This window comes from Mycobacterium sp. URHB0021 (assembly GCF_054057895.1).
Map to the genome: position 1 here is coordinate 4,978,079 of NZ_JBSRZT010000002.1, position 25,887 is coordinate 5,003,965.

29 protein-coding genes and 4 pseudogenes are annotated in these 25,887 nt (G+C 66.0%); 19 read left to right on the plus strand and 14 right to left on the minus strand.

The window, feature by feature from the left end; genetic code table 11:
- Positions 1–16 precede the first annotated feature (16 nt).
- From ACVWWN_RS26840 to ACVWWN_RS26865, 6 genes are all read left to right on the plus strand, one after another.
- Positions 17–1,351 (plus strand): ABC transporter substrate-binding protein, encoded by a 1,335-nt coding sequence (locus tag ACVWWN_RS26840; protein WP_457146562.1) that lies wholly within the window; start codon positions 17–19, stop codon positions 1,349–1,351.
- 64 nt (positions 1,352–1,415) lie between these two features.
- Positions 1,416–2,267 (plus strand): carbohydrate ABC transporter permease, encoded by an 852-nt coding sequence (locus ACVWWN_RS26845; RefSeq protein WP_457149298.1) that lies wholly within the window; start codon positions 1,416–1,418, stop codon positions 2,265–2,267.
- Positions 2,264–3,079 carry a carbohydrate ABC transporter permease gene (locus ACVWWN_RS26850; protein WP_457146563.1) on the plus strand — a complete coding sequence of 272 codons (816 nt, stop codon included), beginning with the start codon at positions 2,264–2,266 and terminating at the stop codon, positions 3,077–3,079. Before ACVWWN_RS26845 ends, ACVWWN_RS26850 begins: the two co-directional genes overlap by 4 nt.
- A 32-nt stretch (positions 3,080–3,111) precedes the next feature.
- Positions 3,112–4,185 (plus strand): ABC transporter ATP-binding protein, encoded by a 1,074-nt coding sequence (locus ACVWWN_RS26855; protein ID WP_457146564.1) that lies wholly within the window; start codon positions 3,112–3,114, stop codon positions 4,183–4,185.
- A gap of 16 nt (positions 4,186–4,201) precedes the next feature.
- Positions 4,202–4,972, plus strand: coding sequence for an SDR family NAD(P)-dependent oxidoreductase (locus ACVWWN_RS26860; RefSeq protein WP_457146565.1), 771 nt, complete (start codon positions 4,202–4,204; stop codon positions 4,970–4,972).
- A gap of 50 nt (positions 4,973–5,022) precedes the next feature.
- A complete protein-coding gene (locus ACVWWN_RS26865; protein WP_457146566.1) occupies positions 5,023–5,856 on the plus strand; it encodes a BtpA/SgcQ family protein in 834 nt (277 codons plus the stop codon).
- On the opposite strand, the gene ACVWWN_RS26870 is transcribed toward ACVWWN_RS26865, so the two are convergent.
- A complete protein-coding gene (locus ACVWWN_RS26870) occupies positions 5,840–6,316 on the minus strand; it encodes a winged helix-turn-helix transcriptional regulator (RefSeq protein WP_457146567.1) in 477 nt (158 codons plus the stop codon). The genes ACVWWN_RS26865 and ACVWWN_RS26870 overlap by 17 nt on opposite strands.
- Positions 6,317–6,411: 95 nt before the next feature.
- Between ACVWWN_RS26870 and ACVWWN_RS26875 the strand changes: the two genes are divergently transcribed.
- The 5 genes and pseudogenes from ACVWWN_RS26875 to ACVWWN_RS26895 all read left to right on the plus strand — a co-directional run.
- Complete coding sequence (locus tag ACVWWN_RS26875) at positions 6,412–7,593, plus strand: thiolase family protein (protein WP_457146568.1); 1,182 nt, start codon at positions 6,412–6,414, stop codon at positions 7,591–7,593.
- 87 nt (positions 7,594–7,680) lie between these two features.
- Positions 7,681–8,568: an NmrA family NAD(P)-binding protein gene (locus ACVWWN_RS26880; protein WP_457146569.1), complete on the plus strand. Its 888-nt coding sequence runs from the start codon at positions 7,681–7,683 to the stop codon at positions 8,566–8,568.
- Between the two features lie 126 nt (positions 8,569–8,694).
- Positions 8,695–8,841 carry a hypothetical protein gene (locus ACVWWN_RS26885; RefSeq protein ID WP_457143540.1) on the plus strand — a complete coding sequence of 49 codons (147 nt, stop codon included), beginning with the start codon at positions 8,695–8,697 and terminating at the stop codon, positions 8,839–8,841.
- A complete protein-coding gene (locus ACVWWN_RS26890; protein ID WP_457146570.1) occupies positions 8,828–9,076 on the plus strand; it encodes a hypothetical protein in 249 nt (82 codons plus the stop codon). Before ACVWWN_RS26885 ends, ACVWWN_RS26890 begins: the two co-directional genes overlap by 14 nt.
- A gap of 213 nt (positions 9,077–9,289) precedes the next feature.
- Positions 9,290–9,511 (plus strand): annotated as a pseudogene (locus ACVWWN_RS26895) (DUF222 domain-containing protein); the annotation flags it as partial.
- 52 nt (positions 9,512–9,563) lie between these two features.
- On the opposite strand, the pseudogene ACVWWN_RS26900 reads toward ACVWWN_RS26895, so the two are convergent.
- The 7 genes and pseudogenes from ACVWWN_RS26900 to aspS all read right to left on the minus strand — a co-directional run bounded on the left by ACVWWN_RS26900 (position 9,564) and on the right by aspS (position 14,287).
- Positions 9,564–9,996: pseudogene (locus ACVWWN_RS26900) on the minus strand (nitroreductase family deazaflavin-dependent oxidoreductase).
- Positions 9,997–10,076: 80 nt separating this feature from the next.
- On the minus strand, positions 10,077–10,286 hold the full coding sequence (locus ACVWWN_RS26905) for a hypothetical protein (RefSeq protein WP_457146571.1): 210 nt from the start codon (positions 10,284–10,286) through the stop codon (positions 10,077–10,079).
- Positions 10,283–11,050, minus strand: a complete 768-nt coding sequence (locus ACVWWN_RS26910) for a COG4280 domain-containing protein (protein ID WP_457146572.1) — start codon at positions 11,048–11,050, stop codon at positions 10,283–10,285. Before ACVWWN_RS26910 ends, ACVWWN_RS26905 begins: the two co-directional genes overlap by 4 nt.
- Before the next feature lie 96 nt (positions 11,051–11,146).
- On the minus strand, positions 11,147–11,581 hold the full coding sequence (locus ACVWWN_RS26915; RefSeq protein ID WP_457146573.1) for a nitroreductase family deazaflavin-dependent oxidoreductase: 435 nt from the start codon (positions 11,579–11,581) through the stop codon (positions 11,147–11,149).
- Between the two features lie 48 nt (positions 11,582–11,629).
- Complete coding sequence (locus ACVWWN_RS26920; RefSeq protein WP_457146574.1) at positions 11,630–12,061, minus strand: nitroreductase family deazaflavin-dependent oxidoreductase; 432 nt, start codon at positions 12,059–12,061, stop codon at positions 11,630–11,632.
- Positions 12,062–12,089: 28 nt separating this feature from the next.
- Positions 12,090–12,515: a nitroreductase family deazaflavin-dependent oxidoreductase gene (locus ACVWWN_RS26925; RefSeq protein WP_457146575.1), complete on the minus strand. Its 426-nt coding sequence runs from the start codon at positions 12,513–12,515 to the stop codon at positions 12,090–12,092.
- Positions 12,512–14,287, minus strand: coding sequence for an aspartate--tRNA ligase (aspS, locus tag ACVWWN_RS26930; protein ID WP_457146576.1), 1,776 nt, complete (start codon positions 14,285–14,287; stop codon positions 12,512–12,514). Before aspS ends, ACVWWN_RS26925 begins: the two co-directional genes overlap by 4 nt.
- 78 nt (positions 14,288–14,365) lie before the next feature.
- Between aspS and ACVWWN_RS26935 the strand changes: the two genes are divergently transcribed.
- Positions 14,366–15,253: an oxidoreductase gene (locus ACVWWN_RS26935; protein WP_457146577.1), complete on the plus strand. Its 888-nt coding sequence runs from the start codon at positions 14,366–14,368 to the stop codon at positions 15,251–15,253.
- A gap of 8 nt (positions 15,254–15,261) precedes the next feature.
- Here ACVWWN_RS26935 and ACVWWN_RS26940 read toward each other — a convergent pair whose 3' ends face one another.
- The gene (locus ACVWWN_RS26940; RefSeq protein WP_457146578.1) at positions 15,262–16,767 is read right to left on the minus strand and encodes a carboxylesterase/lipase family protein; all 1,506 of its coding nucleotides are present in this window, start codon (positions 16,765–16,767) and stop codon (positions 15,262–15,264) included.
- 66 nt (positions 16,768–16,833) lie between these two features.
- Here ACVWWN_RS26940 and ypfJ point away from each other — a divergent pair, with 66 nt between their 5' ends.
- From ypfJ to ACVWWN_RS26955, 3 genes are read left to right on the plus strand one after another with little or no spacing between them, the layout of a single operon-like run.
- Positions 16,834–17,727: a KPN_02809 family neutral zinc metallopeptidase gene (gene ypfJ / locus ACVWWN_RS26945; RefSeq protein WP_457146579.1), complete on the plus strand. Its 894-nt coding sequence runs from the start codon at positions 16,834–16,836 to the stop codon at positions 17,725–17,727.
- The gene (locus ACVWWN_RS26950; RefSeq protein WP_457146580.1) at positions 17,720–19,366 is read left to right on the plus strand and encodes a DUF885 domain-containing protein; all 1,647 of its coding nucleotides are present in this window, start codon (positions 17,720–17,722) and stop codon (positions 19,364–19,366) included. The genes ypfJ and ACVWWN_RS26950 overlap by 8 nt, the downstream gene beginning before the upstream one ends.
- Before the next feature lie 40 nt (positions 19,367–19,406).
- Positions 19,407–20,087: an MBL fold metallo-hydrolase gene (locus ACVWWN_RS26955; protein ID WP_457146581.1), complete on the plus strand. Its 681-nt coding sequence runs from the start codon at positions 19,407–19,409 to the stop codon at positions 20,085–20,087.
- A 3-nt stretch (positions 20,088–20,090) separates the two neighbouring features.
- Here ACVWWN_RS26955 and ACVWWN_RS26960 read toward each other — a convergent pair whose 3' ends face one another.
- A complete protein-coding gene (locus ACVWWN_RS26960) occupies positions 20,091–20,981 on the minus strand; it encodes an alpha/beta fold hydrolase (RefSeq protein ID WP_457149299.1) in 891 nt (296 codons plus the stop codon).
- Between the two features lie 13 nt (positions 20,982–20,994).
- On the opposite strand from ACVWWN_RS26960, the gene ACVWWN_RS26965 reads away from it, so the two are divergent.
- The gene (locus tag ACVWWN_RS26965) at positions 20,995–21,390 is read left to right on the plus strand and encodes a hypothetical protein (protein WP_457149491.1); all 396 of its coding nucleotides are present in this window, start codon (positions 20,995–20,997) and stop codon (positions 21,388–21,390) included.
- Positions 21,390–21,938 (plus strand): DinB family protein, encoded by a 549-nt coding sequence (locus tag ACVWWN_RS26970; RefSeq protein WP_457146582.1) that lies wholly within the window; start codon positions 21,390–21,392, stop codon positions 21,936–21,938. The genes ACVWWN_RS26965 and ACVWWN_RS26970 overlap by 1 nt, the downstream gene beginning before the upstream one ends.
- A gap of 283 nt (positions 21,939–22,221) precedes the next feature.
- Here the strand turns inward: ACVWWN_RS26970 and ACVWWN_RS26975 are convergent, their stop codons facing one another.
- The 4 genes and pseudogenes from ACVWWN_RS26975 to ACVWWN_RS26990 form a co-directional block, all read right to left on the minus strand.
- Positions 22,222–22,689, minus strand: coding sequence for a MarR family winged helix-turn-helix transcriptional regulator (locus tag ACVWWN_RS26975; RefSeq protein ID WP_457146583.1), 468 nt, complete (start codon positions 22,687–22,689; stop codon positions 22,222–22,224).
- A 32-nt stretch (positions 22,690–22,721) separates the two neighbouring features.
- The gene (locus ACVWWN_RS26980) at positions 22,722–23,645 is read right to left on the minus strand and encodes an NADP-dependent oxidoreductase (RefSeq protein WP_457146584.1); all 924 of its coding nucleotides are present in this window, start codon (positions 23,643–23,645) and stop codon (positions 22,722–22,724) included.
- A gap of 5 nt (positions 23,646–23,650) precedes the next feature.
- Complete coding sequence (locus tag ACVWWN_RS26985; RefSeq protein WP_457146585.1) at positions 23,651–24,061, minus strand: cupin domain-containing protein; 411 nt, start codon at positions 24,059–24,061, stop codon at positions 23,651–23,653.
- Positions 24,062–24,130: 69 nt separating this feature from the next.
- A pseudogene (locus ACVWWN_RS26990) lies at positions 24,131–25,012 on the minus strand (acyl-CoA thioesterase).
- 79 nt (positions 25,013–25,091) lie between these two features.
- Here ACVWWN_RS26990 and ACVWWN_RS26995 point away from each other — a divergent pair.
- Positions 25,092–25,706: a TetR/AcrR family transcriptional regulator gene (locus tag ACVWWN_RS26995; RefSeq protein ID WP_457146586.1), complete on the plus strand. Its 615-nt coding sequence runs from the start codon at positions 25,092–25,094 to the stop codon at positions 25,704–25,706.
- Positions 25,624–25,879: pseudogene (locus ACVWWN_RS27000) on the plus strand (acyl-CoA dehydrogenase family protein); the annotation flags it as partial. The gene ACVWWN_RS26995 and the pseudogene ACVWWN_RS27000, both read left to right, overlap by 83 nt.
- Positions 25,880–25,887: the final 8 nt, after the last annotated feature.

Consider the following 25,887-nt stretch of genomic DNA (forward strand, 5'->3'; position numbering starts at 1 on the left):
AAGGAACAGTGCCGCTATGAAAACATTGCGAAAGTCGCGATCTACGACACCACGGCGGGGGCGGCCACTCTTCGGCGTCGTCCTTGTCGCACTCCTGTCCGCGATCGCGCTGGTGCTGGCCGGCTGCGCGGGTAGCGGCGGGCCCGAGCAGCCGCAGGCCACCGGCAGCGGCGAAGTTCCCAAGGACGTCTCGGGGACGGTGCGCATCCTGATGGAGAACGTGCCCGACACCGACATCGTCAAGTCGATGGTTGCCGACTTCAACAAGGACTACCCCAACGTCAAGATGGACATCGAAACCCTGACGTATGACCAGATGCGCGACAAGCTGGTCTCGTCCTTCCAGTCACCGTCACCCACCTACGACCTGATCATCGTGGACAACCCCTGGATGGTGGATTTCGCCAAGGCCAAGTTCCTGCAGCCACTGGACACGCGCATCGACGGCACGCCGAACTACGACGCCGCCGACTTCTTCCCGCCGCTCACCGACATCACCAAGGTCGACGGGGTGCGCTACGGGGTGCCGTTCTACAACTACGCGCTCGGGTATCTGTACAACACCGACGATCTCGCGCAGGCGAAGCTGCCGGTGCCCAGCAGTCTCGGCGAATTGGTCAGCACCTCCAAGGCGCTCAAGGTCGGCGACCGCGCGGGCATCGCGATGCAGCCGCAGCGCGGCTACAAGATCTTCGAGGAGTGGGGCAACTGGCTGTTCGCAGCGGGCGGGTCGATCTACGGCGCCGACGGCAAGGTCACGCTGAACACCCCGGAAGCCAAGCGGGCGCTGAACGCCTACATCGACACCTACAAGACCGCGGCGCCGCCGAACAGCCTTAGCTGGGCGTTCGACGAGGCGTTCCGGTCGGTGTCGTCGGGTCAGGCCGCGTCGATGATCAGTTACAACTGGAACCTCCCCGCCCTCAACGAGCCAGGCTCCGGTCCGTCGGCGGGCAAGTACAAGCTGGCGCCCATCCCCGGCGGCAAGCAGGTATTGGGCTCGTGGAGCTGGGCGATCCCGGCCAACTCCGGCGCCTCCGACGCCGCATGGGCATTCGCGTCGTGGATCACCTCCAAACCGCATGATGTCCAGCGCACCGAAAAGGGTGGCGCGGTGATCCGGCAGAGCACGGTCAAGGATCCCGCGGTGCTCAACGGTCCGCTCGGCGCCGACTACTACAAGACCGTGCAACAGATCCTCGGGAACGCCTCGCCGCTGAGCCAGGGACCGAGCGGCGAGGAGATGATCCAGGCGGTCGGCACCGAACTGAACGAGGCGGTGGCGGGCACCAAGAGCGTCGATGACGCGCTGGCCGCGGCACAGTCTCAGGCCGACAAGATCCAGGGCTAGCCTCCTCCCCCCAGGGCTAGCCCACCATGGAACCGACCACCCCGCGAAAGGAGCGATGACCATCGTGAGATTTCAGCACGGTATGGTCGCTCCCCTCGTCGCACTTTTCGTCGGGGTGGTCGGTTTCCCCCTTGGCTATGCGTTCTATCTGAGCATCACCGACTACAAGCTCACCGAGCACGGCACACCCGCGCTCGTCGGTGCCGACAACTACGTCGCCACGTTCGGCGACAGTGAGTTCTGGCAGGCGTTCGGCACCACCGCGTTGTACGTGTGCCTGGCGGTCGGACTGGAGCTGGTGATCGGGCTGACGATCGCGCTGGCCCTGCAGAAACAGCGCTGGGCAAGGGATCTCACGCGATCGATGCTGCTGGCCCCGATGTTCATCACTCCGATCGCGGTCGGGCTGATCTTCCGCTTCCTGCTCAACGATCAACTCGGCGCGATCCCGCACCTGCTGCGGTCGCTCGGCCTCGACTACGACTTCTTCGGCCCGGGCCGGGCGTTGTACACGCTGGCGCTCATCGACGTCTGGCAGTGGACTCCGTTCATGGTCCTGTTGTTGTTGGCCGGCCTGCAGTCCATCCCGCGGGAACCGTTGGACGCCGCCCGGGTCGACGGCGCCAGCGGGTGGTACGTCCTGCGGCGCGTCACGCTGCCACTGCTGGCCCCGGTGCTGGTCGTGGCGATCCTGCTGCGTTGCCTGGACGCGATGAAGGTGTTCGAGTACGTGTTCGCCACCACCCGCGGCGGCCCGGGCACCGAGACCGAGACACTGCAGTATTTCGTGTACCAGACCGGAATTCAGTTCTTCCGGCTCGGGTCGGCGTCGTCGATGGCCTTCGTCGTCCTCATCGCGGTGCTGACGATCATCGTGATCGCGTTCCGGCGCATGGAGAAGGCGAAGCGGTCGTGACGGATTCGCGTGTGCTGACCGTCTGCCGGATCACCTTGCTGTGGGCGGCCGGGATCTCGGTGCTGTTTCCGGTGGTGTGGATCGCATTGGCCAGCATCAAGACTCCTGAAGAGCTGAATGATCCGTACCTGTTGGCCTTCACACCCGACTTCGCGAGTTGGCGCAACGTGCTGTCGTCGGGGATTCTCGCCGCAGCGGGTCGCAGCGCGCTGGTCGCCGTCGTCACGGTCAGCATCAGCGTGGTGATCGGCAGCATGGGCGCCTACGCGATCGCCCGTTTCCGGGCCGGCGGTACCGCCACCCGGTTCGGCATGCTGGCCGCCCAGGTGCTGCCGCCTGCGGTTCTGGTGTTCCCGTTCTTGACCATGGCCTACGCGCTGCGGCTCACCGACACTCTGGTGCCGGTGATCTTCGCGCACCTCAGTTTTGTCCTGCCCGTGGTGACCTGGTTCCTGATCGGGTTCTTCGAGGCCGTTCCGCGGTCGTTGGAGGAGCAGGCCCAGGTCGACGGCTTCACCCGGTTCCAGGCGTTCCGCCTGGTAGTGCTGCCCCAGGTGCTACCGGGGATCGGCGCGGCCGCCATCTTCGGGTTCACGCTGTCCTGGAACGACTTGTTCTACGGGCTCATCCTGGCGCCCGGCAAGGCAGCGATCCTGCCCGTGGCCATCGCCGGGTTCAACACGTTCCGCGGGGTGCAGATCGGCTCGATGAGCGCGGCGATCCTCATCGCGGTGGTCCCCGTCGTCATCGCGAGCTTCTTCATCCAGCGCAGGCTGGTGCAAGGCATCAGCGGCGGCGCGGTCAAGGCCTGACAAGGCCAGAAATAGGTGGTGATTCGCGCTTCATGGCAACCGTCCGATTCTCCGGCGTCAACAAGTCGTACGGATCGACATCCGTCGTCAGCGACCTGAACATCGAACTGCCCGACGGTTCGTTCACGGTGCTCGTCGGCCCCTCGGGGTGCGGCAAGTCGACGTCGCTGCGCATGCTCGCCGGTCTGGAGTCGGTGACGTCGGGCACCATCGCGATCGGCGACCGTGACGTGACGGACCTGCAACCACGCGACCGTGACGTGGCAATGGTGTTCCAGAACTACGCGCTCTATCCGCATCTGACGGTGCGGGAGAACATCGCGTTCCCGCTGCGCGCCTCCAAGACGCCGCGCGGTGACGCGCTGAAGCGGGCCGATGAGGTGGCCGAGTCGCTCGGACTGGGAAAGCTGTTGGGGCGCAAGCCGAAGGACCTCAGCGGCGGACAGCAGCAGCGTGTCGCGATCGGGCGGGCGATCATCCGTGAACCGTCTGTCTTCCTGTTCGACGAACCGTTGAGCAACCTCGACGCCAAATTGCGTGTCGAGACCAGGACCGAGCTGCTGCAGATCCAGCGCAGGCTCGGGATCACCTCGGTGTACGTCACGCACGATCAGGAGGAGGCGATGACGCTGTCGGACCACATGGTGGTCATGCGCGACGGCCGCACCGCGCAGGAGGGGACGCCGCTGGACGTCTACGCCAACCCGGCGGACACGTTCGTCGCGACCTTCGTCGGCAGTCCTAAGATGAACCTGTTGGACGGCGAATTGACAGGCGAATACTTCACCTTGCCAACGGGATTCACGATCGGCGTCGAATCCGTCGACACAAGTGGACCGGTGACACTCGGCGTGCGACCCGACGACCTGGTGCTCACGGCGTCCGACGGCGACGGCGCCGCCCAGGTGAAACTGATCGAATTGCTCGGGCCCAGGGCCATTGTCACGATCGACGCCCGCGGCACCGAACTCACCAGCGTGGTGGAGGCGGGCCGCCTGTCCGGGATCGGCGAAGGCGCCCGGGTCACCGTGTCGGCCCGACCCGGCGCCGTCCACGTCTTCGATCCCGAAACCGGCCAACGACATGTTGGCAACCCCAACCGATGAGGAACGAACGCATCAGATGACCAGGACAGTGGTAGTGACCGGCGCAGGATCAGGGATCGGACGAGCCATCGCGATGACGCTGGCGCAACGGGATTGGCGCGTCGTCGTCACCGACGTCGACGGTGACGCCGCGAGCGCTGTCGCCGCTGCTCTGCCGAAACCGGAGGCCGGACACGAGTCCGCCGTGCTGAACGTCAGCGCGCCGGAGAACGCCACCACGGTCGCCCTCGGGGTCGCCGACCGCCTCGGACTCGACGCCTGGGTCAGCAATGCCGGCATCTCTTTCATGCACCGGTTCCTCGACGCCCCGATCGAGCGCTACGACCAGACCATGGACGTCAACCTCAAGGGTGTGTTCGTCTGTGGTCAGGCCGCGGCCCGCGCCATGATCAGCACCGGGACGGCCGGCGCCATCGTCAACACCGCATCGATGGCGGGCAAACAGGGCCGGGTGCCCTTTCTGTCGGATTATGTGGCGTCGAAGTTCGGCGTCGTCGGGCTCACCCAGGCAATGGCCTACGAACTCGGCGAACACGGCATCACAGTCAACTGCGTGTGCCCGGGTTTCGTCGAAACCCCTATGCAGTCAAGGGAACTGGAATGGGAAGCGGAGCTGCGCGGCATCACCACCGACGGAGTCCGGACGATGATGATCGACGACACACCGCTGGGCCGCCTGGAGCAGCCAGAGGATGTCGCCCGCGCCGTCGCCTTCCTGCTGTCCGAGGACGCGCGCTTCATCACCGGTGAGGCGCTGGCCGTCAACGGCGGCGCCTACATGGACTGACCCCCACCGCGTCCCGAGAACACTTGCTTCCCAAGAGAGAAAGGCACACCGTGACCACCACCTGGCTCGACGAGGTTTTCAACACCCGCAAGCCCGTCATCGCCATGCTGCACCTCGCCGCACTGCCCGGGGATCCGGGCTACGACGGCTCGGGCGGCATCGCCGCCGTCGTCACCCGCGCCCGGGAAGAACTCGAGGCGCTGCAGGCCGGCGGTGTCGACGGTGTGATGATCAGCAACGAATTCAGCCTGCCGTATCTGACCAAGACCGAACCGATCACCGCGATCACGATGGCCAGGATCATCGGTGAGCTTCTGCCCGATCTCTCGGTGCCGTACGGCGTCAACGTGTTGTGGGACGGCCGCGCCTCGATCGACCTGGCGGTCGCCACCGGTGCGAGATTCGTCCGGGAGATTTTCACCGGCGTATACGCGAGCGACTTCGGGCTCTGGAACACCAACGTCGGTGAGGTCGCGCGGCACCGGGCCCGGGTCGGCGGCTCCGACGTCAAGTTGTTCTTCAACATCGTGCCCGAGTCCGCGACCTATCTCGCGGACCGCGACCTCGCGTCGATCACACGGACCACGGTGTTCGCCACGCTGCCGGACGCGATCTGCGTGTCGGGAGCAACGGCCGGATCCCCCACCGACTCCGAGGCGCTGCGGGTGGTCAAGTCCGCGGCGGGCGACGTGCCGGTGTTCGTGAACACGGGGGTGCGCGCCGAGAACGTGGCTGCCCAACTCGACATCGCGGACGGCGCCATCGTCGGCACCTACTTCAAAGCCGACGGGGTGTTCGAGAACCGGGCCGAAAAATCACGGGTCGAGGAGTTGATGACCGCGGCGAAGGCGTATCGCGCCAGCTCGTCTAGCGACCGCGCTTGACCAACCGGATGGCCAGCTCGTCGGCCGGAACGTCGTGGCCTTCTGCACAGCGGATGGACACCGTCGCCTCGGCGCCGCAGCCGGCGTGGGTCATCCGCAGCGGCGCCGAGGGCGGCAGGTGGCGCTGTCCCCACTCGAACATCGCCCAGATCACCGGCATGAAGTCACGGCCGGCATCGGTGAGCACGTACTCGTCGCGGCTGCGCTGCCCGGGCTCCTGATACGGGCTGCGCTCGAGCAGTCCCGCCTCGACCAGGTCGGCAAGGCGCGCGGCCGCGGCGGCCTTCGTCACCCCGACGCGCCGCCAGAAGTCGTCGAACCGGGTGGTGCCGTAATAGGCCTCACGCATGATCAACATCGCCGACTTGGTGCCCAGCAGCGCCATCGTCTTCTCGATCGGACATCCGCCGACCGCCGACCAGGCGTCCCGGTCGGCGAGTGTTCCCTGCAGCACTGTCATGGAATTCACTCTACCTCTGAGTTGTTCTACCTATACCTAGGTGGTATAGCTGGGTACAGCAAAGTTTACTCAGCGGGGAGTCATAGGAGGCAGAAATGGCCGGATATGCGGTACGCGACGCGGTCATCGTTTCGGCGGTACGCACCCCGATCGGGAAAGGCAAGGCCAGCGGCGCGCTCCACGATGTGTTGCCGGTCGACCTGCTGGCGCACAGCCTGCGCGAGCTGATCACCCGCACCGGTATCGACCCCGTGCAGATCGGCGATGTGATCACCGGTGCCGTCACCCAGGTCGGAGACCAGGCCGTCAACATCGCCCGCAACGGGCTCCTGGCCGCCGGCTTCCCCGAGAGCGTTCCCGGCACGACCGTCGACCGCCAGTGCGGCAGCAGCCAACAGGCGATCCACTTTGCCGCTCAGGGCGTCATCTCCGGCGCCTACGACATCGTCGTCGCCGCGGGCGTGGAGTCCATGTCGCGGGTGCCGATGGGTTCCAGCGTGCTGCCGGGCAGCGACCCGTTCGGTGCGATGGCGCAGCGCTACCCCGAAGGCCTTGTGCCGCAGGGTATCAGCGCCGAGCTGATCGCCGCGAAATGGGGCTTCTCCCGTGCGCAGCTCGACGAGTTCTCGGCAGGCAGCCACGAGAAGGCCGCGGCCGCAACCAAAGAGGGCCGCTTCGACAACGAGCTGACACCGATCGCCGGCTTGACGACCGATGAGATCATTCGCCCTGGAACCACTGTCGACACCCTGGCCGGTCTCAGGCCCGCGTTTTACGGCCCCGCCTACGAAGAGCGCTTCCCGCAGATTCAGTGGGAGATCACCCCGGGCAACTCGTCGCCGTTGTCGGATGGCAGCGCTGCGGTGCTGATCACCACCAGCGAGGTGGCCAACCGGCTGGGACTGCGTCCACTCGCCCGCATCCACACGACGACCGTCGTCGGATCCGACCCGCTGTACATGCTGACCGGTGTCATCCCGGCCACCGAAAAGGTGCTGCAGCGCGCCGGCCTGACGCTCGCCGATATCGACCTCTTCGAAGTCAACGAGGCGTTCGCGCCGGTGGTGCTGGCGTGGGCCCATGACACCGGCGCCGATCTGACAAAGACGAATGTGAATGGCGGCGCAATCGCGATCGGGCATCCGCTCGGGGCCAGCGGTGCACGGATCATGACCACGTTGGTCAACGCGCTCGAACAGCGGGGTGCCCGCTACGGGTTGCAGACGATGTGTGAAGGCGGCGGAATGGCGAACGCCACCATCATCGAACGGCTGTAAGCCCACCGATTGCACTCAGGGTCGTGATCCGGTGCCTTTCACGACCCTGAGTGCAGTCTTCAAACACCCAAGGAGAAGAGGACATCCATGACCAGAATCCTGGTGACCACTGCCAATGGTGATACCGGACGTCCAATGGTCGAGTACTTACTCAAGAGTGGGCTACAGGTCAGGGCAATGGTGCGCAGGGATGACGCTCGTGCCCAACGGCTTCGCGATAACGGTGTCGAAGTTGTATTCGGCGACTTGCTGACTTTCCGCGATGTTCGCGCGGCGCTCGACGGTGTGCAGCGTGCCTATTTCAACTTTCCACTCGGCGAAGGACTCGTCGAAGCGGCGGTCATGTTCGCCCAGGCCGCCAAGGAAGAACGCCTTGAAGCGATCGTGAACATGTCACAAATCCAATCGCGCCCTCAGGCCCGCAGTAAGGCGACGCAGAACCATTGGCTCTCCGAGCAGATCTTCGGTTGGTCAGGAGTCCCGACCACCAATCTGAGGGTCACGTTCTTCATGGAATGGCTGACCTACATCGCCGAGCTGATCCGATCCGGCCGTTACGTCATGCCCTTTGACGCTGACAGCCGCTTCGCTCCGATCGCCGGACGAGACATCGCATTGACCGCTGCGACCATTCTGGCCGAACCCGAGCAGCACGGCGGCCGCGTCCACACCTTGACCGGACCCGTTGAATACAGCCACCTGGAACTAGCCGCAGAGGTCAGCCGCGTCCTCGGGAAGGACCTCCCGTTCGAGCAAGTCACCGTAACGACGTTCCTGGATCTGATTGGCATACCTGATGACACGGCCAAGCTCAGGCACTTCGAGGCCGTGACAATCGACCAACAAGAGGGACGCCTGGCCGGCGTCAGCTCTGCAGCACCGACTATCATTGGGCGCCCCCTCAGCACGGTCGAGGACTTCATCGACGAACATCGCGCGTTGTTCGACCTCGACTACGCGATGACAACCGTCTGACCGCGTCGCGCCGACCCAGACCGCCTCACGCCCGTCATAACTAACCCCTCAACAGTCCCGCGGGCGGCCAAACGGCGAACGCCACCATCACCGAAACCGCTGTAAGCCCACCGATCCAACTTTCAAATGGCTCTGGAGACGCGGACCCCGATGACGAATCCTGATCTGCTGCGCGCCTTCATTCCTTATGCGCAGAGCGGGATTCGAGACGAACTGGCGTCGCGGACACTCGCCATGCTCGACGCGCGGCGGTCGAGCGGTGGATCACCGTAGCGATCCGCACCCCGAGCGCCTCCAGCTCGTCGAGAACAAGACCGGCACCCCAGATCTGGCCGGCATCGTCAGAAATTTCTCGTCACTGGCCGGGCATTTGGTGAAGACGTTGTCCGGTGATCCAGATTCAGCCGCGGCGATCCGGGTGAGCGCGCAACGGCGCCGACGAGAGGAGCATCCGACCGTCTCGCATACCACCGCCATTCGCCGGTTTCACGGTGCCCCAACTCGATAAGCGTTACCACTAATGCGAGTGAGGAGATCGACCGGATCAGCATGCGTGGCGGTCCGGGGATGAACCATTCAAGGCAGCTTCTCCGCGCCGAAAGCTACGGCTGCGCAGCGGTTGGTGGCCAATCACGCTGTTTCTCTTGGTATCTGATGAGGGCCTTGGCCGGGTGTGGATCGGCGGTCCTGATTTGTCGGACCTGGTTGCGATGTTGGGGTTATGTCGTCGACCGCTTCGCTTGAGGTGCCGGTGGTGCGGGCTGGGGAGCGGGTTGAGGTGTTGTTCGGGGAGTTGTCGGAGTTGGCGGGGCAGCGCAATGCCATTGATGGGCGCATTGTGCAGATCGTCGCGGAGTTGGATCACGACGGGTTGTGCGGGTCGACCGGGGCGCGGTCGATCGCGGCGTTGGTGGCCTGGAAGCTGGGCGCCTCACCGGCGCACTTACCACGAGGCTACTCAAGTGCCTTTCACGACCCTGGCTTCTGTTTCGGCGTCAGACGCACCGCAACTCGAACAGCGGGATGACTCGCGTGGTCCTGTTCTGGTATTCACCAAAGAGTGGTTGCAGTGCAACAACTTTCGGGAACATCTCATTGCGTTCCGCGGGCGGTAGCTCGCGGGCGACGACGTCGTGACCGGACTCCCCCCACCTCGACGGACGCGCGCGGGTTCGCCCGCAAGTTGTGCACCCAGTCGGGGTGATTGGGGGCGCCGCCCAACGAGCCGACGATGATCATCCGGCCCTCGACACTCACATCGGCCAGCACCGCCAGCCGGTTTCGGCCCGTCTTTGCGCCGGTTGTGGTCAACAACAACAGATCTGCGCCGTCGAACTCGCCGCCCACCCGCCCCTTGTTGGCGCGGAACTCCTCGGCGATGGCGTTGTTGTACGCTTGCCACCCCGCCGCATCTCTGGTTTCGGTCACGCCTTGCTCAATGCCTGACAAACCGCACCCTATTCCGTCCCTTGCAGATCGAACGGCGGGCAGGACTGTGGCGGCTGATTTCAGGATTTGGGCCGGATGGCCCGGCGGATGCTCAGCGGCAGCAGCGCGGCGACCGCCGCCACCACGATCCACCACGCGGGCAGGTGGGTCGTTGCACTGAGCGCGACAGTGAGCGCGAGGGCGACGGCCACCCCGAACGCCACCCGCCAATCGTCACCGATGACGAAGGCGTACCAGAACCCCGCGAAGGCACGGAATCTCGCGATCATGCGGAGGCCCTCCCGGGGGTGATGTTCTGACCCGCCGCGGTGGTCGGACGGCGGAAGACGGCGACGAGGACAAGGGCGTAGATCGCGATCGCAGGAATGATCACCAGCAGTGCCGCGTCCTGCCCCGGCCAGTGCGCGCCGGCACCCTCGGCGCTCCAGAACAACCCGAACGCGGTGAGCATCACTCCGACGACGAACTTGATGCTGTTCTCCGGGACGCGCGCCAGCGGCGCGCGGATGGCCAGGCCCACCGCGGTCACCGCCAGTGCCGCGGCCACTGCCGCCATCGCGGCCAGTGGGATGTTGTGTTGATTGCTGCCGAACGTGAGCGCGATGAAAGCCACCTCGAGTCCTTCGAGCACGACGCCCTTGAACGCCAGGGTGAACGCGTACCAATCGGTCACCGCCCAGCGGCGCCGGGTCTCCGCCTGCCGGGCGTCGGCCAGGACCGCGGCAAAGGCCAGCGTCTCATTGTGTATGGCCTTATGCCCGCTGGCCCGCAGGATCGCCTTGCGTAACCATTGCAGCCCGAAAACCAGCAGCAGTGCGCCGACGAACAAGCGCAGTCCGTCGAGCGGAATCGCCGAGAGCGCGGGTCCGAGCACTGCGACGACGACGGCCAGGACACCCATTCCGGCGACAACGCCGGTGATGGCCGAGCGCCAGTCGCGGGCGGTGCCCGCGGCCAGCACGATGGTCAGGGCTTCCACGGCCTCGACCGCACAGGCCAGGAAGACCGCGAAAAACAGAGCCGCGGCGCTCACTCATCACCTTCTTCGAATGTAACGGCTGTTACTTCTGAGACTAACGAAAAGTCAGCGTGTGATGCCAGCCGGCGGCGAGGTGCCGAGGCCGGCAAATCAGACCCTTTGCAGCTCGAAGAGCGGGATGACACGGCTGGTCTTGGCCTGATACTCTCCGAAGCCTGGTTGCACCGCAACGACCTTCGGGTAGGTCTCGTCGCGCTCCTCCGATGGCAGCTCGCGGGCAATTGCCTCGTACGTGTCGGTTCCCACCTCGACCTGCACACGCGGGTTCGCCCGGATGTTGCGCACCCAGTCCGGATCGCTGGGCGCACCGCCCTTGGATCCGACGATGATCGTCTTACCGTCGATCACGAAGTACGCGAGCGGCGCCAGGCGCGGCTGCCCGGACTTTGCGCCTGTCATGGTGAGCAGAAGCAGGTTGATGTTCTCGAACTGGCCGCCCACCCTGCCCCCGCTGGCCCGGAACTCATCGACGACTGGCTCGTTCATCGCGCGAAACGCGGCGACTTCTTCTGTGGACTCGGTCATGATTCCTCCAGCCGTGGGGTCTGCGGATCTATTCCGTCGTCGGCGCAATCAGACGCGCTGCAGCTCGAAGAGCGGGATGACGCGCCCGGTCTTCGCCTGGTAATCCCCGAAACGCGGGGCCTGCTCAACGATCTTGCCGAACGTGTCGTCGCGCTCTGCGGCGGGCAACTCGCGAACGACGACGTCGTAGTCCGTTCCTCCCATCTCCACATGTGCCGCGGGATTCGCCCGCAGGTTGTGCACCCAGTCGGGGTGCTTGGGCGCGCCGGCCCGCGAGCCGACGACGATCACCTTGCCGTCGATGGTGAAGTACGTCAGGGGTGCCACACGCGGCCGCCCCGACTTCGCACCTGTGGTGGTGAGCAGCAGCAGATCCCTGCCCTCGAAGCGGCCACCCACCCTGCCCTGGTTGGCGCGGAACTCCTCGGTGACCGGGACGTTGATCGCCCGCCACCCTTCCATGTCCAGCGATTCGGTCATGCCCTACTTAATGCGGGCCGACTGCGACCTAATCCGCGCGCTGGAGTTCGAAGATCGGAATCATGCGGCTCGTCTTGGCCTGGTACTCCGCGAAAGCCGACACTGCAGCGGTGAGTTTGGGAATGATCTCGTTGCGCTCCGCGGGCGGCAATTCGCGCGCCGTCACGTCGAATGACGCCTCGCCCGATTCCACGTGCGCCTTCGGGTGCGACCGCAGGTTGTACACCCAGGCCGGGTTGACGTCCGCGCCGCCGTATCCGGCGATGACGAACATCTTTCCGTCGATTCGCTTGCACGACAGCGGAGAAAGCCGCGGCCGACCGGATTTGGCGCCGGTCGTCGTCAGCAGCAACAGCTCATTGCCCTCGAACGCCGCGACCTGACCGCCGTTGGCACGAAACTCCGCGACGACCTCGGCGTTGAAGTCCGCTGCGCTCGTCTTCGGACCGGTCACGATTTCTCGGGCTTCTCCGGCTTGGCGTCGATTCCGGATTCCTTGCGTTGTTGCGGTGTGATCGGCGCGGGTGCACCGGTCAGGGGGTCCACACCGCCTCCGGACTTGGGGAAGGCGATGACCTCGCGAATCGAGTCCGTCGCCGAGAGCAGCGCATTGATCCGGTCCCAGCCGAAGGCGATACCGCCGTGGGGCGGCGCACCGAAGGTGAAGGCGTCCAACAGGAACCCGAACTTCTCGTTTGCTTCGTCCTGGTCGATGCCCATCACCTTGAACACCTGCTCCTGGACGTCGCGGCGGTGGATACGGATCGAGCCGCCGCCGATCTCGTTGCCGTTGCACACGATGTCGTAGGCGTCGGCCAGAACGGCACCAGGGTCGGTGTCGATGCCGCCGGCGTACTCGGGCTTGGGCGCAGTGAACGCGTGATGCACGGCGGTCCATGCCCCGGACCCGACGGCAACGTCGCCGTGTGCGGTCGCCTCGTCGGCCGGCTCGAACAACGGCGGATCGACCACCCAGGTAAACGCCCATGCGCTGGGATCGATCAGATTCTGCCGCCTGGCGATCTCGATTCGCACGGCACCCAGCAGCGCGCGCGACGACTTGGGCGGACCCGCCGAGAAGAAGATGCAGTCACCGGGCGACGCGCCGACATGACCGGCCACACCGTCGCGTTCGGCGTCGGACAGGTTCTTGGCCACCGGACCGCTCAAGGTGCCGTCCTCGCCCACCAACACGTACGCCAATCCGCGGTGCCCGCGTTGTTTCGCGAACTCCTGCCAGGCGTCCAGCGTGCGGCGCGGCTGAGCGGCACCGTCGGGCATCACCACCGCGCCGACGTAGGGCGCCTGGAACACGCGGAACGGGGTGTCTGTGAAGAATTCGGTGCATTCGACAAGTTCGAGACCAAACCGCAGATCGGGCTTGTCCGAGCCGAAGCGCCGCATCGCGTCGGCATAGGTCATCCGCGGCAGAGGCAGGGGCACGTCGTAGCCGATCAACGCCCACAGGGCCGTGACGATCTCCTCGGCGACCGCGATGACGTCCTCGGAATCCACGAAGCTCAATTCCATGTCCAGCTGGGTGAATTCGGGCTGGCGGTCGGCGCGAAAGTCCTCGTCGCGGTAACACCGGGCGATCTGGTAGTACCGCTCCATGCCTGCCACCATCAGGAGCTGCTTGAACAGCTGCGGGCTCTGCGGCAGCGCGTAGAACGAACCGGGCTGCAGCCGCGCGGGCACCAGGAAGTCGCGCGCCCCCTCCGGCGTCGACCGGGTCATCGTCGGTGTTTCGATCTCGATGAAGTCGTGGCGGCCCAGCACGTCGCGGGCGGCCGCATTCGCCTTGGAGCGCAGGCGAATTGCGTTACCCGGGCCTTCGCGTCGCAAATCCAGGTAGCGGTACTTGAGCCTGGCCTCCTCACCGGCGACCTCGTCGAGCTGGAACGGCAGCGGCGCACTCTCCCCGAGTACGGTCAGCGACGTCGCGTTCACCTCGATGTCGCCCGTGGGGATGTCGGCGTTGGCGTTGCCCTCGGGCCGGATCTCGACGACGCCGTTGACGGCGATGCAGAACTCCGCGCGCAGTCGGTGCGCCTGCTCCAGCACGCCGCTCTCGCGGAACACCACCTGCGACACCCCGGACGAGTCGCGCAGATCGATGAAGATGACACCGCCGTGGTCACGGCGCCGGGCCACCCAGCCGGCGAGCGTCACCGTCTGCCCGGCGTCGGTGATCCGCAGCGAACCGGCGGCATGAGTGCGCAGCACGAAAAACTCCCTGGGAAAGACCTGAGATGAGGACTGCCACAGTGTAGTGGGGGCCCAACCGCCGGTACCTTGGCCTTCGTGGGTACGAGCACCGCAGTCGTGGGTCCAGGGGCGATCGGTTCGACCGTGGCAGCGTTTCTGCATACCGCCGGTCATCAGGTGTTGTTGTGCGGGCATACTCCGCGCGAGTCCATCGAGGTCCGGTTGGAGGACCGGGAGCCGATCATCGTGCCGGGACCGGTGCTGACCGATCCCGGCGAGGTCGACGGCCCCCGCGATGTGGTCTTCCTCGCGGTCAAGGACACCCAGAACGAAGATGCGGCGCCATGGCTGGCCCGGCTGTGTGATGAGCGCTCCGTGGTGTGTGCGCTCCAGAACGGTGTCGAACAGGTGGAGCGGGTCGGCCGCTTCTGCCCGACCTCGCACGTGGTGCCCGCGGCGGTGTGGATCTCAGGCGAGCGACAACCCGAAGGCTGGGTTCGGGTGCGCGTCGAGACGCGGCTGGTGCTGCCGGACACCCCTGCGGGCGAAACGATCGCCGAACTTTTCCGCGATACCGCGATGACTATCGAACTCGAACGCGATTTCGCGACCGCCGCATGGCGCAAGCTGATCCTCAACTCGGTGGTCGGTTTCATGGTGCTCACCGGCCGTCGTTCCGGAATGTTCCGCCGCGACGACGTCGACGCGCTCGCCCGCCGCTACCTGACCGAATGCCTTGTGGTGGCGCGGGCCGACGGCGCGAATCTCGGCGATGGGGTGATCGATGACATCGTCGGCATGCTGGCGCAGGCACCGCCGGATGTCACCACCTCGATGCTCACCGACCGTGAGGCCGGCCGACGCCTGGAGTGGGACATCCGCAACGATGTCATCCGGCGCAAGGCGGCCGGGCAGGGCATCGCCACGCCGATCAGCGACGTGATCGTGCCGCTGCTGGCCGCCGCCAGCGACGGTCCCGGCTAGAAACTCGGTCAGTAAAGCCCCGCCCAGGCCTTGCGGCGCTCGGCGTCGGGATCGGAGACCACGCTGTCATGGGCGGACAGAATGATGCGCGTAGCGCGTTTTTCGGTGTCGTAGATGGGCCAGTCGTGCCCACTGGACCAACGGATCTCGGAGGTCTCCCAGCCTTTGGTCGCGAAGTCGAGCCAGGCCCGCTGCATCCGCCGCCCGACCGGCGGCTGCAGCCGCCGCCCGAGTGGATGCAGCTTGCGCCCGACGAAGGACGCATAGCTGTGCTGCACGTGCACGATCTCGCTGCCGTGGGTGGCGCCGAGCCCGAGCACCCGCAAGCTCCAGCCGAAGTGGTCGAACCGGTACACGTGGGTCGGCGCGACCCCGCTGTAGGCGTCGGCGAACGCCCACGCCGGTCCGCCGAACATGACATCGGAACCGAAGGCCACCAGTGCCCGCCGACTCGGGTAGTCCGGATACGCCGCCAGCACGCGGTCCTTCTTGCCGGGCGCGACGCGGTCGAAGTAGGCGCTGACGGAGGCCTGTGTGGTCGGCAACATCGGTGGCTTGGTCCACGCGAACATCGACGCCTCGTGACTGTTGGTGCCGATGATCAGCGGAACACGGGAAATCACTCCCGCGCGCGCGGCATCCACCGGATGGTGCGGCAGCAGGTCGACACCGTAGGTCAGCCCGTAGGCGAGGGTCGGCGTCACGGCCGCGCTGCGCAGCTGTAGTCGACCCGCAGCGCGGCGGAGCTGGCGCTGAGGAAGTGCCTTCACCTCGTCGGCGCCGACCCCGAGCCGCCGCAGAAACTCGTGGGCACGTTCGGCCCTGACCTCGCGGTCTGCGATCAGCGGCAGTGCCGGACTCTGCGCGATGGCACGGCTGAACAGGCCGTCGGCGGCGGGACTGGCCAAAAGGGCCAGCACCGAGGTGGCACCGGCCGATTCGCCGAACACGGTGACCCGGTCGGGGTCACCTCCGAAGGCGGCGATGTTCTCGCGGACCCACAGCAGCGCGGCCAATTGATCACGCAGCGCCAGGTTGTCGTCGAATCCCGCACCGAGGTCGCTGAGCTCGAAGCCTCCGAATACCCCGATCCGGTACGTGACGTTGACGACCACGACGTTTCCGTTCGCGGCCAACCTCGACCCGTTGTACAGCTGGAACTGGCCCGCTCCGTAGACGAAGGCGCCACCGGGTATCCACACCATCACCGGTAGCGACGCGGTGGTATCGGGCGACCACACCGTCAGCGTCAGGCACGCCTCGTCGCGCACCTTGGGGTCGTCTCGGCCGCCGCCGACGAAGGACTTCGTCTGCGGCGGCAGTGGCCCGTGCTCGAGGGCATCCCGCAGACCGGTCCACGGCTCCAGCGGCGAGGGCGCCAGAAACCGCCGCCGGCCCACCGGCTGTTCGGCGTAGGGGACACCGCGCCAGACACCCACGCCTCCTTCGGTGGTACCGCGCAGGTCACCCAACCCGGTGTGCACAACAGAGGAATGTCCGGCAACGACCGCCACACCCAAATCGTAGTGTGCAAAGCTGGAGTGACCTGGTCCAAACGGTGCGAGCGACGGAGTGGTGCGATGACCTTCAACGAAGGTATGCAGATCGACACGAGCACCACGTCGACCAGTGGCGGCGGCCGCGGACCCGGCCGCGGGATCGCCATCGGCGGTGGACTCGGTGGATTGGTGATCGTGGTGGTAGCGCTGTTTCTCGGCGTCGATCCCAGCACGGTGATACCGCAACAGGGACAGATCGGCAGCACCGAAGGTGTCGAGGCGCCCGGCTTCGACCTGACCCAGTGCAAGACCGGTGAGGACGCCAACCGCATTGTGCAGTGCCGGGTGGTGGCGACCACGAACTCGGTGGACAGCGTGTGGCAACAGCTACTCCCCGGCTACAAGCGCCCCCACACCCGCCTGTTCACCGGCCAGGTCGATACCCGTTGCGGTCCGGCAACCAGCGACGTCGGGCCGTTCTACTGCCCGGTGGACCAGACGGCATACTTCGACACCGACTTCTTCCAGGTGCTCGTCGACCAATTCGGTTCCAGTGGTGGACCGTTGGCGCAGGAGTATGTGGTCGCGCACGAATACGGCCACCACGTGCAAAACCTCCTGGGTGACCTGGGCCGGGCCCAGCAGGACCCCCAGGGCGCGGAGGGCGGCGGTGTACGCACCGAACTGCAGGCGGACTGCTACGCCGGCGTCTGGGCGCATTACGCGGCCATCGACAAGCAGGAGAGCACGGGGGTTACGTTCCTGGAACCGTTGAGCGACAAAGATATTGCCGACGCGTTATCGGCTGCCTCGTCCGTGGGCGACGACCGGATCCAGAAGTCCGCCACCGGCCGCGTCAATCCCGAGGCATGGACCCACGGTTCATCCGAGCAGCGGCAGAAGTGGTTCACCGTCGGCTATCAGACCGGTGACCCGAAGAAATGCAATACGTTCGCGACCGACAACCTTGGGTAGGCCCTTAACGGCCGTGGACGCCGTCGCCGAGCGCTATCTCGAGACGTTCGCCGAGCTCGACCCCTGCGCGGCAACCGAAGCGGGCATCACAGGCCACGACGACGACATCACCGACTATTCCCCCGACGGCGTGGCGGCCCGCGTCGACGCCGCCCGGTCGGCGCTTCGAGAGCTCGACGGCACCACGGCGACGGATGAGGTCGACTCGGTCACGGTGGCCGCGATGCGGGAGCGGCTCGGCACGCAGATCGAAATACACGATGCCGGGTTCGACGTCGGGGAGTTGAACGTGATCGCCTCGCCGCTTCAGACGATGCGCGATGTGTTCGATCTGATGGACACCGAGACCGACGACGACTGGGCGACGATCAACCGCCGGCTGTCGCGCCTGCCCGAGCGCGTTGCGGGTTATGCCGAGTCGTTGCGCGCCGCGGCGGCAACCGGGCACGCGCCGGCGCTGCGCCAAGTCAATCGCGCCATCGATCAGGCCGCCCAGATACAGCAGTTGTTCGTCGAGATGGTCACCGATGCCGCACCGGGAAACCACAGGCTGCGCAGCCAACTTCATGGCAGTGCCACCGCCGCGGCCACGGCATACCACGACCTGGCCGCGGTGTTGCGCGACGACGTCGCGCCGCACGCACGCCAACAAGACGCGTTCGGCCGTGATGCGTACCGGCTGATGTCACGTCAGTTCCTCGGCACCGAGGTCGATCTGGACGAGACCTACCAGTGGGGACTTGCCCAGCTGGAAGGCATTGTCGCCGAACAGGAGTCGATCGCGTATCTGCTGTACCCCGGATCGTCGGTGGCCGAGGCGTTGAGACGGCTGAACGACGAACCGCGCTACCTGGTGCATGGCACGGACGCGCTGCAGGCCTGGATGCAGGAGTTGTCCGACCGCGCCGTCCAGACCCTCGCGGGCGCCCACTTCGACATCGCGGAGCCGCTTCGCCGGCTGGAATGCCGCATCGCACCGACGCAGACGGGTGGCATCTACTACACCGGGCCCTCGGAGGACTTCTCGCGGCCCGGCCGGATGTGGTGGTCGGTCCCGCCCGGCACAGACAGCTTTCACACGTGGCAGGAAACGACGACCGTTTTCCACGAAGGCGTACCGGGCCACCACCTGCAGATCGGACGTGCGGTGGTGCTGGCCGATCAGCTGAACCGATGGCGCAGACTGGGCTGTTGGGTGTCTGGTCACGGCGAGGGCTGGGCACTGTACGCCGAACGGTTGATGGCCGAACTCGGTTGGCTCGACGACGCCGGAAACCGGATGGGAATGCTTGACGCCCAACGCTTTCGGGCGGCCCGGGTGGTCATCGACATCGGCGTGCACTGCGGATTCACCGCACCCGACGGCGGCGTCTGGGACGCCGACCGCGCGTGGGCCTTCCTGCAGTCGCACAGCGCTATGGCCGAGGACAACCTGCGGTTCGAGCTCGACCGATATCTGGGCTGGCCCGGCCAGGCGCCGTCCTATGCGATCGGGCAACGAATCTGGCAGCAACTCCGCGACGAACTGACCACCCGCGGGCTGTCGCTGAAGGAGTTTCACAGCCGTGCATTGGATCTCGGCGGGTTGCCGCTCGATGTGCTCAGATCGGCATTGACACGCGATTTCGCCACCAGCTGATCCGCTGTCGCCCGCCGACACCGCCGCCTAGCGTCGAGGCATGGAGTCGATCGACGTCACCCCCCATCTGACCATGCTGCGGGTGAACGGCTGGCAGCTCTACGTATGGCGGGACCGCGATTCGGTTACCCTGATCGATACGGGCGCACCGGGATCGGCCGCCGAGATCCTTGCGGAACTCCCCGGCATCGACCGGATCGTGGTGACCCACGGCCACGTCGATCATGTCGGCTCGGCCGCTGATCTGCGAGCGTCGACCGGGGCACCGGTGATGGCCGGTGCCGGTGACGCCGCGGCGATACGCGGAACGGCGACCATGCCGCCCCCGGTGCTGGAGGATTGGGAGAGACCGATCCTGGAACGCGTCTCGGCGGATCTCCGACACGTCGCGCCGCCGGTGCCGGTGGACCGTGAACTGACGGGCGGTGAGGTGCTCGACTTCGGCGGCGGAGCCGAAATCCTGGCCGTACCCGGTCACACCGAGGGCAGCATCGCAGTCCACCTCCCCGCGCACGGCGTGTTGTTCACCGGCGATGCGATCGCCAACGTCGGAACCGTCATCCTGGGCACCTTCAATCAGGACCGGCTCGGCGCCGTCGCGTCGTTCCGGCGTCTGGCCGCCCTCGATGTCGCGACCGCATGTTTCGGCCACGGCGACCCCATCGGGTCGGGTGCAGGTGACCGGATTCGGGACGCCGCAGTCCAACTCGGCGACGACTGACCGTCAGTTACCGTCGGCGGCATCGTCGCCGAGGAACGCCAGCAACGCGTCGTTGAACTCATCGGCGTGACTGACGTTGACGCCGTGCGGGCCGTCGGCGATGACGTGCAGCCGGCTCCCCGGAAGTGCTTCGTGGGTGCGTTTGCCAGACCCGGCGAAGGGCACCGTCTGGTCACCGTCGCCGTGTATCACCATGCTCGGCACCGACACCGTGGGGAGGTCTTCACGGAAGTCGGTGGCGCCGAATGTGGTCAGACATGCCAGCGCGGCCGCCTTGCCGGCCTGGTGACACATTGCCAGCGCCTCCTTGCGTTGCTGCTCGCCGACCTTCAAAGTGCCGTCGACGGAGAAGAACTCGGTGATGAACTGGTCATAGAAGGAATCCTGATTTGCTGTCAACGCGGCCGCCATCTGCGCCGCCTGCGTCTTGCTCAACGGTCCGTCAGGGTTGTCCTCTCTGTTGAGCATGTACGGCGTGACCGATGAGGCGAAGACCACGCTACGAAGCCGCCCGACGCCCTTGCGGGCGCAGTAGCTGGCCACTTCTCCGCCGCCCATCGAGAACCCCACCAGCGTTGCATCGCGGGGATCGAGCTCCTCGATGAGCGCGGACAGGTCATCCGACAGGACTTCATAGGTGTAACCGATGAGCGGCTTGTCGCTGCGACCGAATCCTCGGCGGTCGTAGGCGATCACCCGGTAACCCGCCGAGTGCAGCACGTCGGCCTGGGCAGACCAGGATGGTGAGCGGTTATCTCCGACATGAATGGGTGGTCCTTCCTGCGGCTCAGAGGCCGTGGAACTTGTACCCACGACGCCCGTCGCCAACCCGCGGCTTCGCGACGCGGCAACCGTTCGCCCGCGGCAGAGTCGGGCGGCGCGCCAATGGTCGATTAGGGTCAGCGTGGTGAAAGTCGTTGCTTTTGTGCCGGTGCACTGGACCGATCTCGCCGACCTCGGCGTCAGCGCTACGGGCATGCCGATGCCGGCGTTCGCCGCGGACCACATACCCGGGCCGGTCGCCATACCGCTTGTCGTGGTGCTACTGGCAAAGAACGGCGAAGACAACGACCCGCATCTCTTCATTCTCAGCAAGTCACCGGATGGCGAGGTGGTCGGCGGTGAGGAGTGGAACTTCCACTGGGCGGATGAGCCCGACCGTGCGTACAAATATCTTGCTGGTCCGAAGGTGCTGAAATTCCACGTGCAGCAGGAGGGCCCCTATACCTTGGGCCTGTACGCCGACAAGGCCGGCATGCTGCCGCTCACCGAATTGCCTTTCGTGGTCACGCAGGCGCGATAGTGAGCGCGAACGACGACGCGATCGCCCCCGACACCAAGGACTGGACGTGGGTGATCACCCGGTCGTGCGACGAATGCAGCTTCGACCCGTCGGCCGTCCACCCCACCGACGTGCCGGGTCGGATCCGTCGCAATGCGGTGGTGTGGGCCAGCGCGCTCGAGGCACCCGATGTCCGCGCCAGACCGCGGCCGTCAGTCTGGTCACCGCTGGAATACGGCTGCCACATTCGCGACGTGCACCGGATCTTCGACCAGCGGGTCCGGCTCATGCTCACCGTGGATGTCCCGGTCTTTCCCGACTGGGATCAGGATGAGACGGCCGTAGCCGACGACTACGCATCGCAAAACCCCGCAGTCGTGGCGGACCAGGTGCTGGACGCCGCCCGCGTCGTCGCCGACACCTACGACGGCGTGGCCGCCGATGCATGGTCGCGGCGCGGTCTGCGCAGCAACGGCAGCGAATTCACCGTCGCGTCCATCGCCGTCTATCACCTCCACGACGTCGTTCACCACACCGTCGACATCCGCGGCGCTGCCAGCACGGAGTGACCACCGTGAACCAGGTAGTCGTCAACGTGCTGCGCTTGTGGGGTAACCGGCAGGTCCGCATTCATTTGCAAGGCAAGCGTTCTCAGCGATCACCGCACCTGCCGACATGACACTCTCCCGCCGAGAATCCTCGGCGAGTTTCACCGGACATACCCGTTCGTACTGATCAGGCTGCGGCAGAGTCCGAGCAGGCCAAGATGGCGCCTGCCGCGGCCAAGCTTTCTCAGTGCTGATCGCAGGGGCCTTTTCGCCCGTCGCTGGTCGCTGTCATCGAGATACGAGTTCACTCGTCAGGACTTGCCGACATCGATGATCGAGTCAGTGTCGATCGTCTGAGCAAGGTGTACAACGTCTGTCGTTCCTGCGGGGTCAGCGGGTCGAGCACCCGTTGCTCGACGCCGATGAGGAGGTCCTCGATGTCCTTCAACAATGCCCTGCCTGCGGCGGTGAGGGCGACGCTGTGGCGCCGACGATCCTGCGGTGACCGCAGTCGCCGCAGCAGATCCTCCGCCTCCAGTTCGTTCAGCAGCGCGACGACATTGGTGGGGTTCATCCCGAGGGTAGCCGCCAGGTCCGACTGGTTCTGCTCGCCGAGGTCGCGCAGCAGGGTCAGCGCGATGACGTGACGCGCGCGCAGGCCGACTCCGGTAGCCATCGCGATGTCGGCCTCGGTTTGCATCCGACGGGCGAGGTGGACGAGCAGCGGGGCACAAAGATGCTCGGCGGGCCGGACGATTGGCCTATCCTCCACCGCGCCCGTCGAATGCGGTGGCCCGGCGTGGATTATTCGTCACCGATGACACGGACGATGGCCTTGCCGTGGGTGCGACGGGCCGGATCGAACGCTGTGACGGCGTCGGCCAGTGGGTACACCGTCCCTACCCTCGGGATGAGCCGTTGGTCGCGCACCCTCTGTTCGAGGAGGGCCAGCTGGGCGCGATCGGCTTCGACGACAAAGAAGACTGCCCTTCCATTGTCCGGCCGCACTCGCGGTGGTTCAGCGATGGTCACCAGGATGCCACCGGAGCGGACCAGCGTTGCGGATCGATCGAGAAGTTCGCCGCCGATCACATCGAATACGACATCAACCTCACCGACGCCGTCCAGTTCATCCCGATCCAAATCCACGAACCCGTCGGCACCGAGATCGAGCACCGCGTCTCGCTGCGTCCCACGTCCGCTCCCGATCACCGAGGCGCCCGCCTCGCGTGCGAGTTGCACCGCCAGGGAACCGACCGCGCCGGCGGCGCCGTGGATCAGAACGGTCTGCCCTGCCGCGAGGTTGGCGTGGTCGAACAACCCCTGCCACGCCGTCAGTCCCGAAATCGGTATCGAAGCAGCCACGGTGTGCTCGATCGTGGCAGACAGCGGTGCCAGGTTACGCGCTTCCACCGCAACGTATTCCGCTAGTGAACCGTTGCGGGCCCAGTCGGTGATTCCGAAGACTCGTTGGCCGACCGACAATCCGGTGGTTCCGTATCCCAGTTCGGAGACGACACCGGAGACATCATGCCCGGGAATGCTGGGTGCCCGGTCGCGGCCGGCCCGGTCCACCCAGGTTGCGGGCCAGTCGAGCTCCCCCGGGGTGAAGCCGGCCGCGTGCACCCGGACGATGACGTCATTCTCGGCGGCGTGCGGATGGGGCATCTCGGAGAACGACAGTCCGTCGACGCCGGCAGCCTGGTCACGCGCGATGATCGCCTGCATCGTGCTCAGTTCTGGTGCCGGCGGGCGCTCGGGTGGCGCAGATGGTCGCGGGCCGTGATCTCATCCGAGTCGAGCATGGTGATCATCTCGACCCCGGGTGCGCAGATGCACACCGCCAGGAATCGAGTCCAGGTGCTCTCGTCGAGGTTGACCATCTGGTAATGCACCACATCACCGCCGGGTTCCCAAAATGCCTCCCCGGCAACGATTTCTCGAGGCTCTTCGCCCTCGAGCTCGAACAGCATCCTGCCTTCGAGGACGTAACCGAACACCGGACCGGAATGGCGATGCGGGGCCAGACCGGCGTCCGCCGGCGGGAGTTCGACCATTTGTGTCATCGCATGCGCCCCCGCGGCGATCGACGGAGGGGTGACGCTCAGCAGATCGGAGATCTTGACGCTACCTGCAGCCAACATGCATTCGACGCTAGTCCGGATCCGGCATTCAATGTGGGCCACTTCCGAGCGGCGAACTGGGGCCACTTGCTACAGCCGTGACTGTTCCTTGATGCCGGTGTCGGTGGTCCGCAGGGGCCGGATCAGCGCGTCCTGTGCGAACGACGCAATGAGCTCACCGTCCTCGGTGTGCACCGCGCCACGGACCTAGGACATGCCGGCACCCACCTGCCTGCTCTCGTGAGTGTAGGGCAGCCAGCCGTCCCACCGAACCGGTTCGTGGAAGCTGACCGACGCCGTCATCGGCGGGGTCGACACCGTCAAGTGCGCCTGGCTGGTTCCGATGCCCTCGTGCGCCCGCATCGCCAAATACCAAGGTGGCCGGTGAAATAGGCGACCAACGCCTTGGCCAGATCGTCACGCGTCGGGATCAGGTCGTAATGCAGCCAGGCGTGCAACTCCGGCGGCCCGACTTCATCGGGGCTGTCGACGTCCACCACGTCGACCAGGCGCAGCTCGCGTCCGGTCATCGCCATTCCCGACACGTTGGCATCGGCGGGTGCGGCCACCTCGGGACGAGGCAGATGATGACGGACCACGTCGCCGGTCGGGACGTCCAGGAGCACCGTCACCGTGATGCAGCGCTTCCCGTTCTGCTTGGCCGTCACGATCGCGGTGGCCGTCGAACGGCCTTCACCGACGACATCGATCTTCAGGTCGACGGGTCCGGCGCCGACCATGACAGCGCGGGCGAACACCGCACAGACCGCCCGCACCGACTTTCTCCGGAAACCTTTGGGCCGCAGCGACAGTCACCTGTGCCAATACCTGGGTGCCCTCCACCGCCTGTCGTTCGTCCTGCCCCGCAGGACCCGTCTGGGCGGTGAACCGGTTCTCGCCGTCGGGCGCCACGTCGAGCAGGTCGAGCAATCGCTGGACGGTCCACGGCCTCGGCGCTGCGTCTGTCGTCATGGGAAGGAACAGTAACCGAGCTTCTGCAAAACCGGTAACGTCATTACCACTCATCACCACGAGCCGGAAGGTGTCCACCATGGCGAAGCCGAGCGGCCGAGCGTCCGCGACGGAGATCGCCGGCGTCGACCCGGAGTCGCGCCCCAAGCGCTTCATGAAGTCCGCGCTGGCGATCCTGGGCGAAACCGGCCGCACCGACTTCACCGTGCTCGAGGTCGTAGAGCGGTCGAAGACCTCGCTAAGGTCCTTTTACCAGCACTTCTCCACCAAGGATGAGCTGCTTCTCGCGCTGGTCGACAAGATCATGTCCGAGTCGACGCGCAAGTGGCGCGACGACACGGCCGCCCTGCCGAGCATTGCGGCCCTTCGGGTGCTCATCGATCGCATCTGCACACCCGCCGAATTGACGACCCAGGACCGAGTCAACCGCGGCGTCACCGACTACAACGACCGCCTGGCCGGGGCGCTGCCCAGCGAGTACGCCCGTGTGCTCCTCCCGTTGCATGAGCTGATCAAGGACATCATCGACCGCGGTATCGCCGAAGGTTCCTTCCGGGCCGGCCTCGACGTCGACGCCACGGCCGCCCTGATCATGCAGTCGACGCTCGGCGCGATGCGACTGCGCCGAGACCCATCCTCTGGAGTTCGACACCGCGGTGGCGATTTCGGGCAGTGCCGGCGTGGTCGACGGTGACGACGGCCGCATCCGCTACGGCGAGCGCTACCTGTCGCGGCAGACCGCGGCGCTCGGCGGCGGCACCACCGAGATCGCGCGCAACATCATCGGCGAACGGGTGCTGGGGTTTCCGCGAGCACGCCGCCGATCGTGGCGTGCCGTTCAATCAGGTCAAGCGCAACAAGTCCTGAGCGAGGCG

Excerpts from the sequence above, each read along its gene's own strand:
- ACVWWN_RS26840 (WP_457146562.1), top strand. The coding sequence starts at position 17 with ATGAAAACATTGCGAAAGTCGCGATCTACGACACCACGGCGGGGGCGG.
- ACVWWN_RS26855 (WP_457146564.1), top strand. The coding sequence starts at position 3,112 with ATGGCAACCGTCCGATTCTCCGGCGTCAACAAGTCGTACGGATCGACA.
- ACVWWN_RS26860 (WP_457146565.1), top strand. The coding sequence starts at position 4,202 with ATGACCAGGACAGTGGTAGTGACCGGCGCAGGATCAGGGATCGGACGA.
- ACVWWN_RS26870 (WP_457146567.1), bottom strand. The coding sequence starts at position 6,316 with ATGACAGTGCTGCAGGGAACACTCGCCGACCGGGACGCCTGGTCGGCG.
- ACVWWN_RS26875 (WP_457146568.1), top strand. The coding sequence starts at position 6,412 with ATGGCCGGATATGCGGTACGCGACGCGGTCATCGTTTCGGCGGTACGC.
- ACVWWN_RS26880 (WP_457146569.1), top strand. The coding sequence starts at position 7,681 with ATGACCAGAATCCTGGTGACCACTGCCAATGGTGATACCGGACGTCCA.
- ACVWWN_RS26885 (WP_457143540.1), top strand. The coding sequence starts at position 8,695 with ATGGCTCTGGAGACGCGGACCCCGATGACGAATCCTGATCTGCTGCGC.
- ACVWWN_RS26905 (WP_457146571.1), bottom strand. The coding sequence starts at position 10,286 with ATGATCGCGAGATTCCGTGCCTTCGCGGGGTTCTGGTACGCCTTCGTC.
- ACVWWN_RS26915 (WP_457146573.1), bottom strand. The coding sequence starts at position 11,581 with ATGACCGAGTCCACAGAAGAAGTCGCCGCGTTTCGCGCGATGAACGAG.
- ACVWWN_RS26920 (WP_457146574.1), bottom strand. The coding sequence starts at position 12,061 with ATGACCGAATCGCTGGACATGGAAGGGTGGCGGGCGATCAACGTCCCG.
- ypfJ (WP_457146579.1), top strand. The coding sequence starts at position 16,834 with ATGACCTTCAACGAAGGTATGCAGATCGACACGAGCACCACGTCGACC.
- ACVWWN_RS26955 (WP_457146581.1), top strand. The coding sequence starts at position 19,407 with ATGGAGTCGATCGACGTCACCCCCCATCTGACCATGCTGCGGGTGAAC.
- ACVWWN_RS26980 (WP_457146584.1), bottom strand. The coding sequence starts at position 23,645 with ATGCAGGCGATCATCGCGCGTGACCAGGCTGCCGGCGTCGACGGACTG.
- ACVWWN_RS26985 (WP_457146585.1), bottom strand. The coding sequence starts at position 24,061 with ATGTTGGCTGCAGGTAGCGTCAAGATCTCCGATCTGCTGAGCGTCACC.
- ACVWWN_RS26995 (WP_457146586.1), top strand. The coding sequence starts at position 25,092 with ATGGCGAAGCCGAGCGGCCGAGCGTCCGCGACGGAGATCGCCGGCGTC.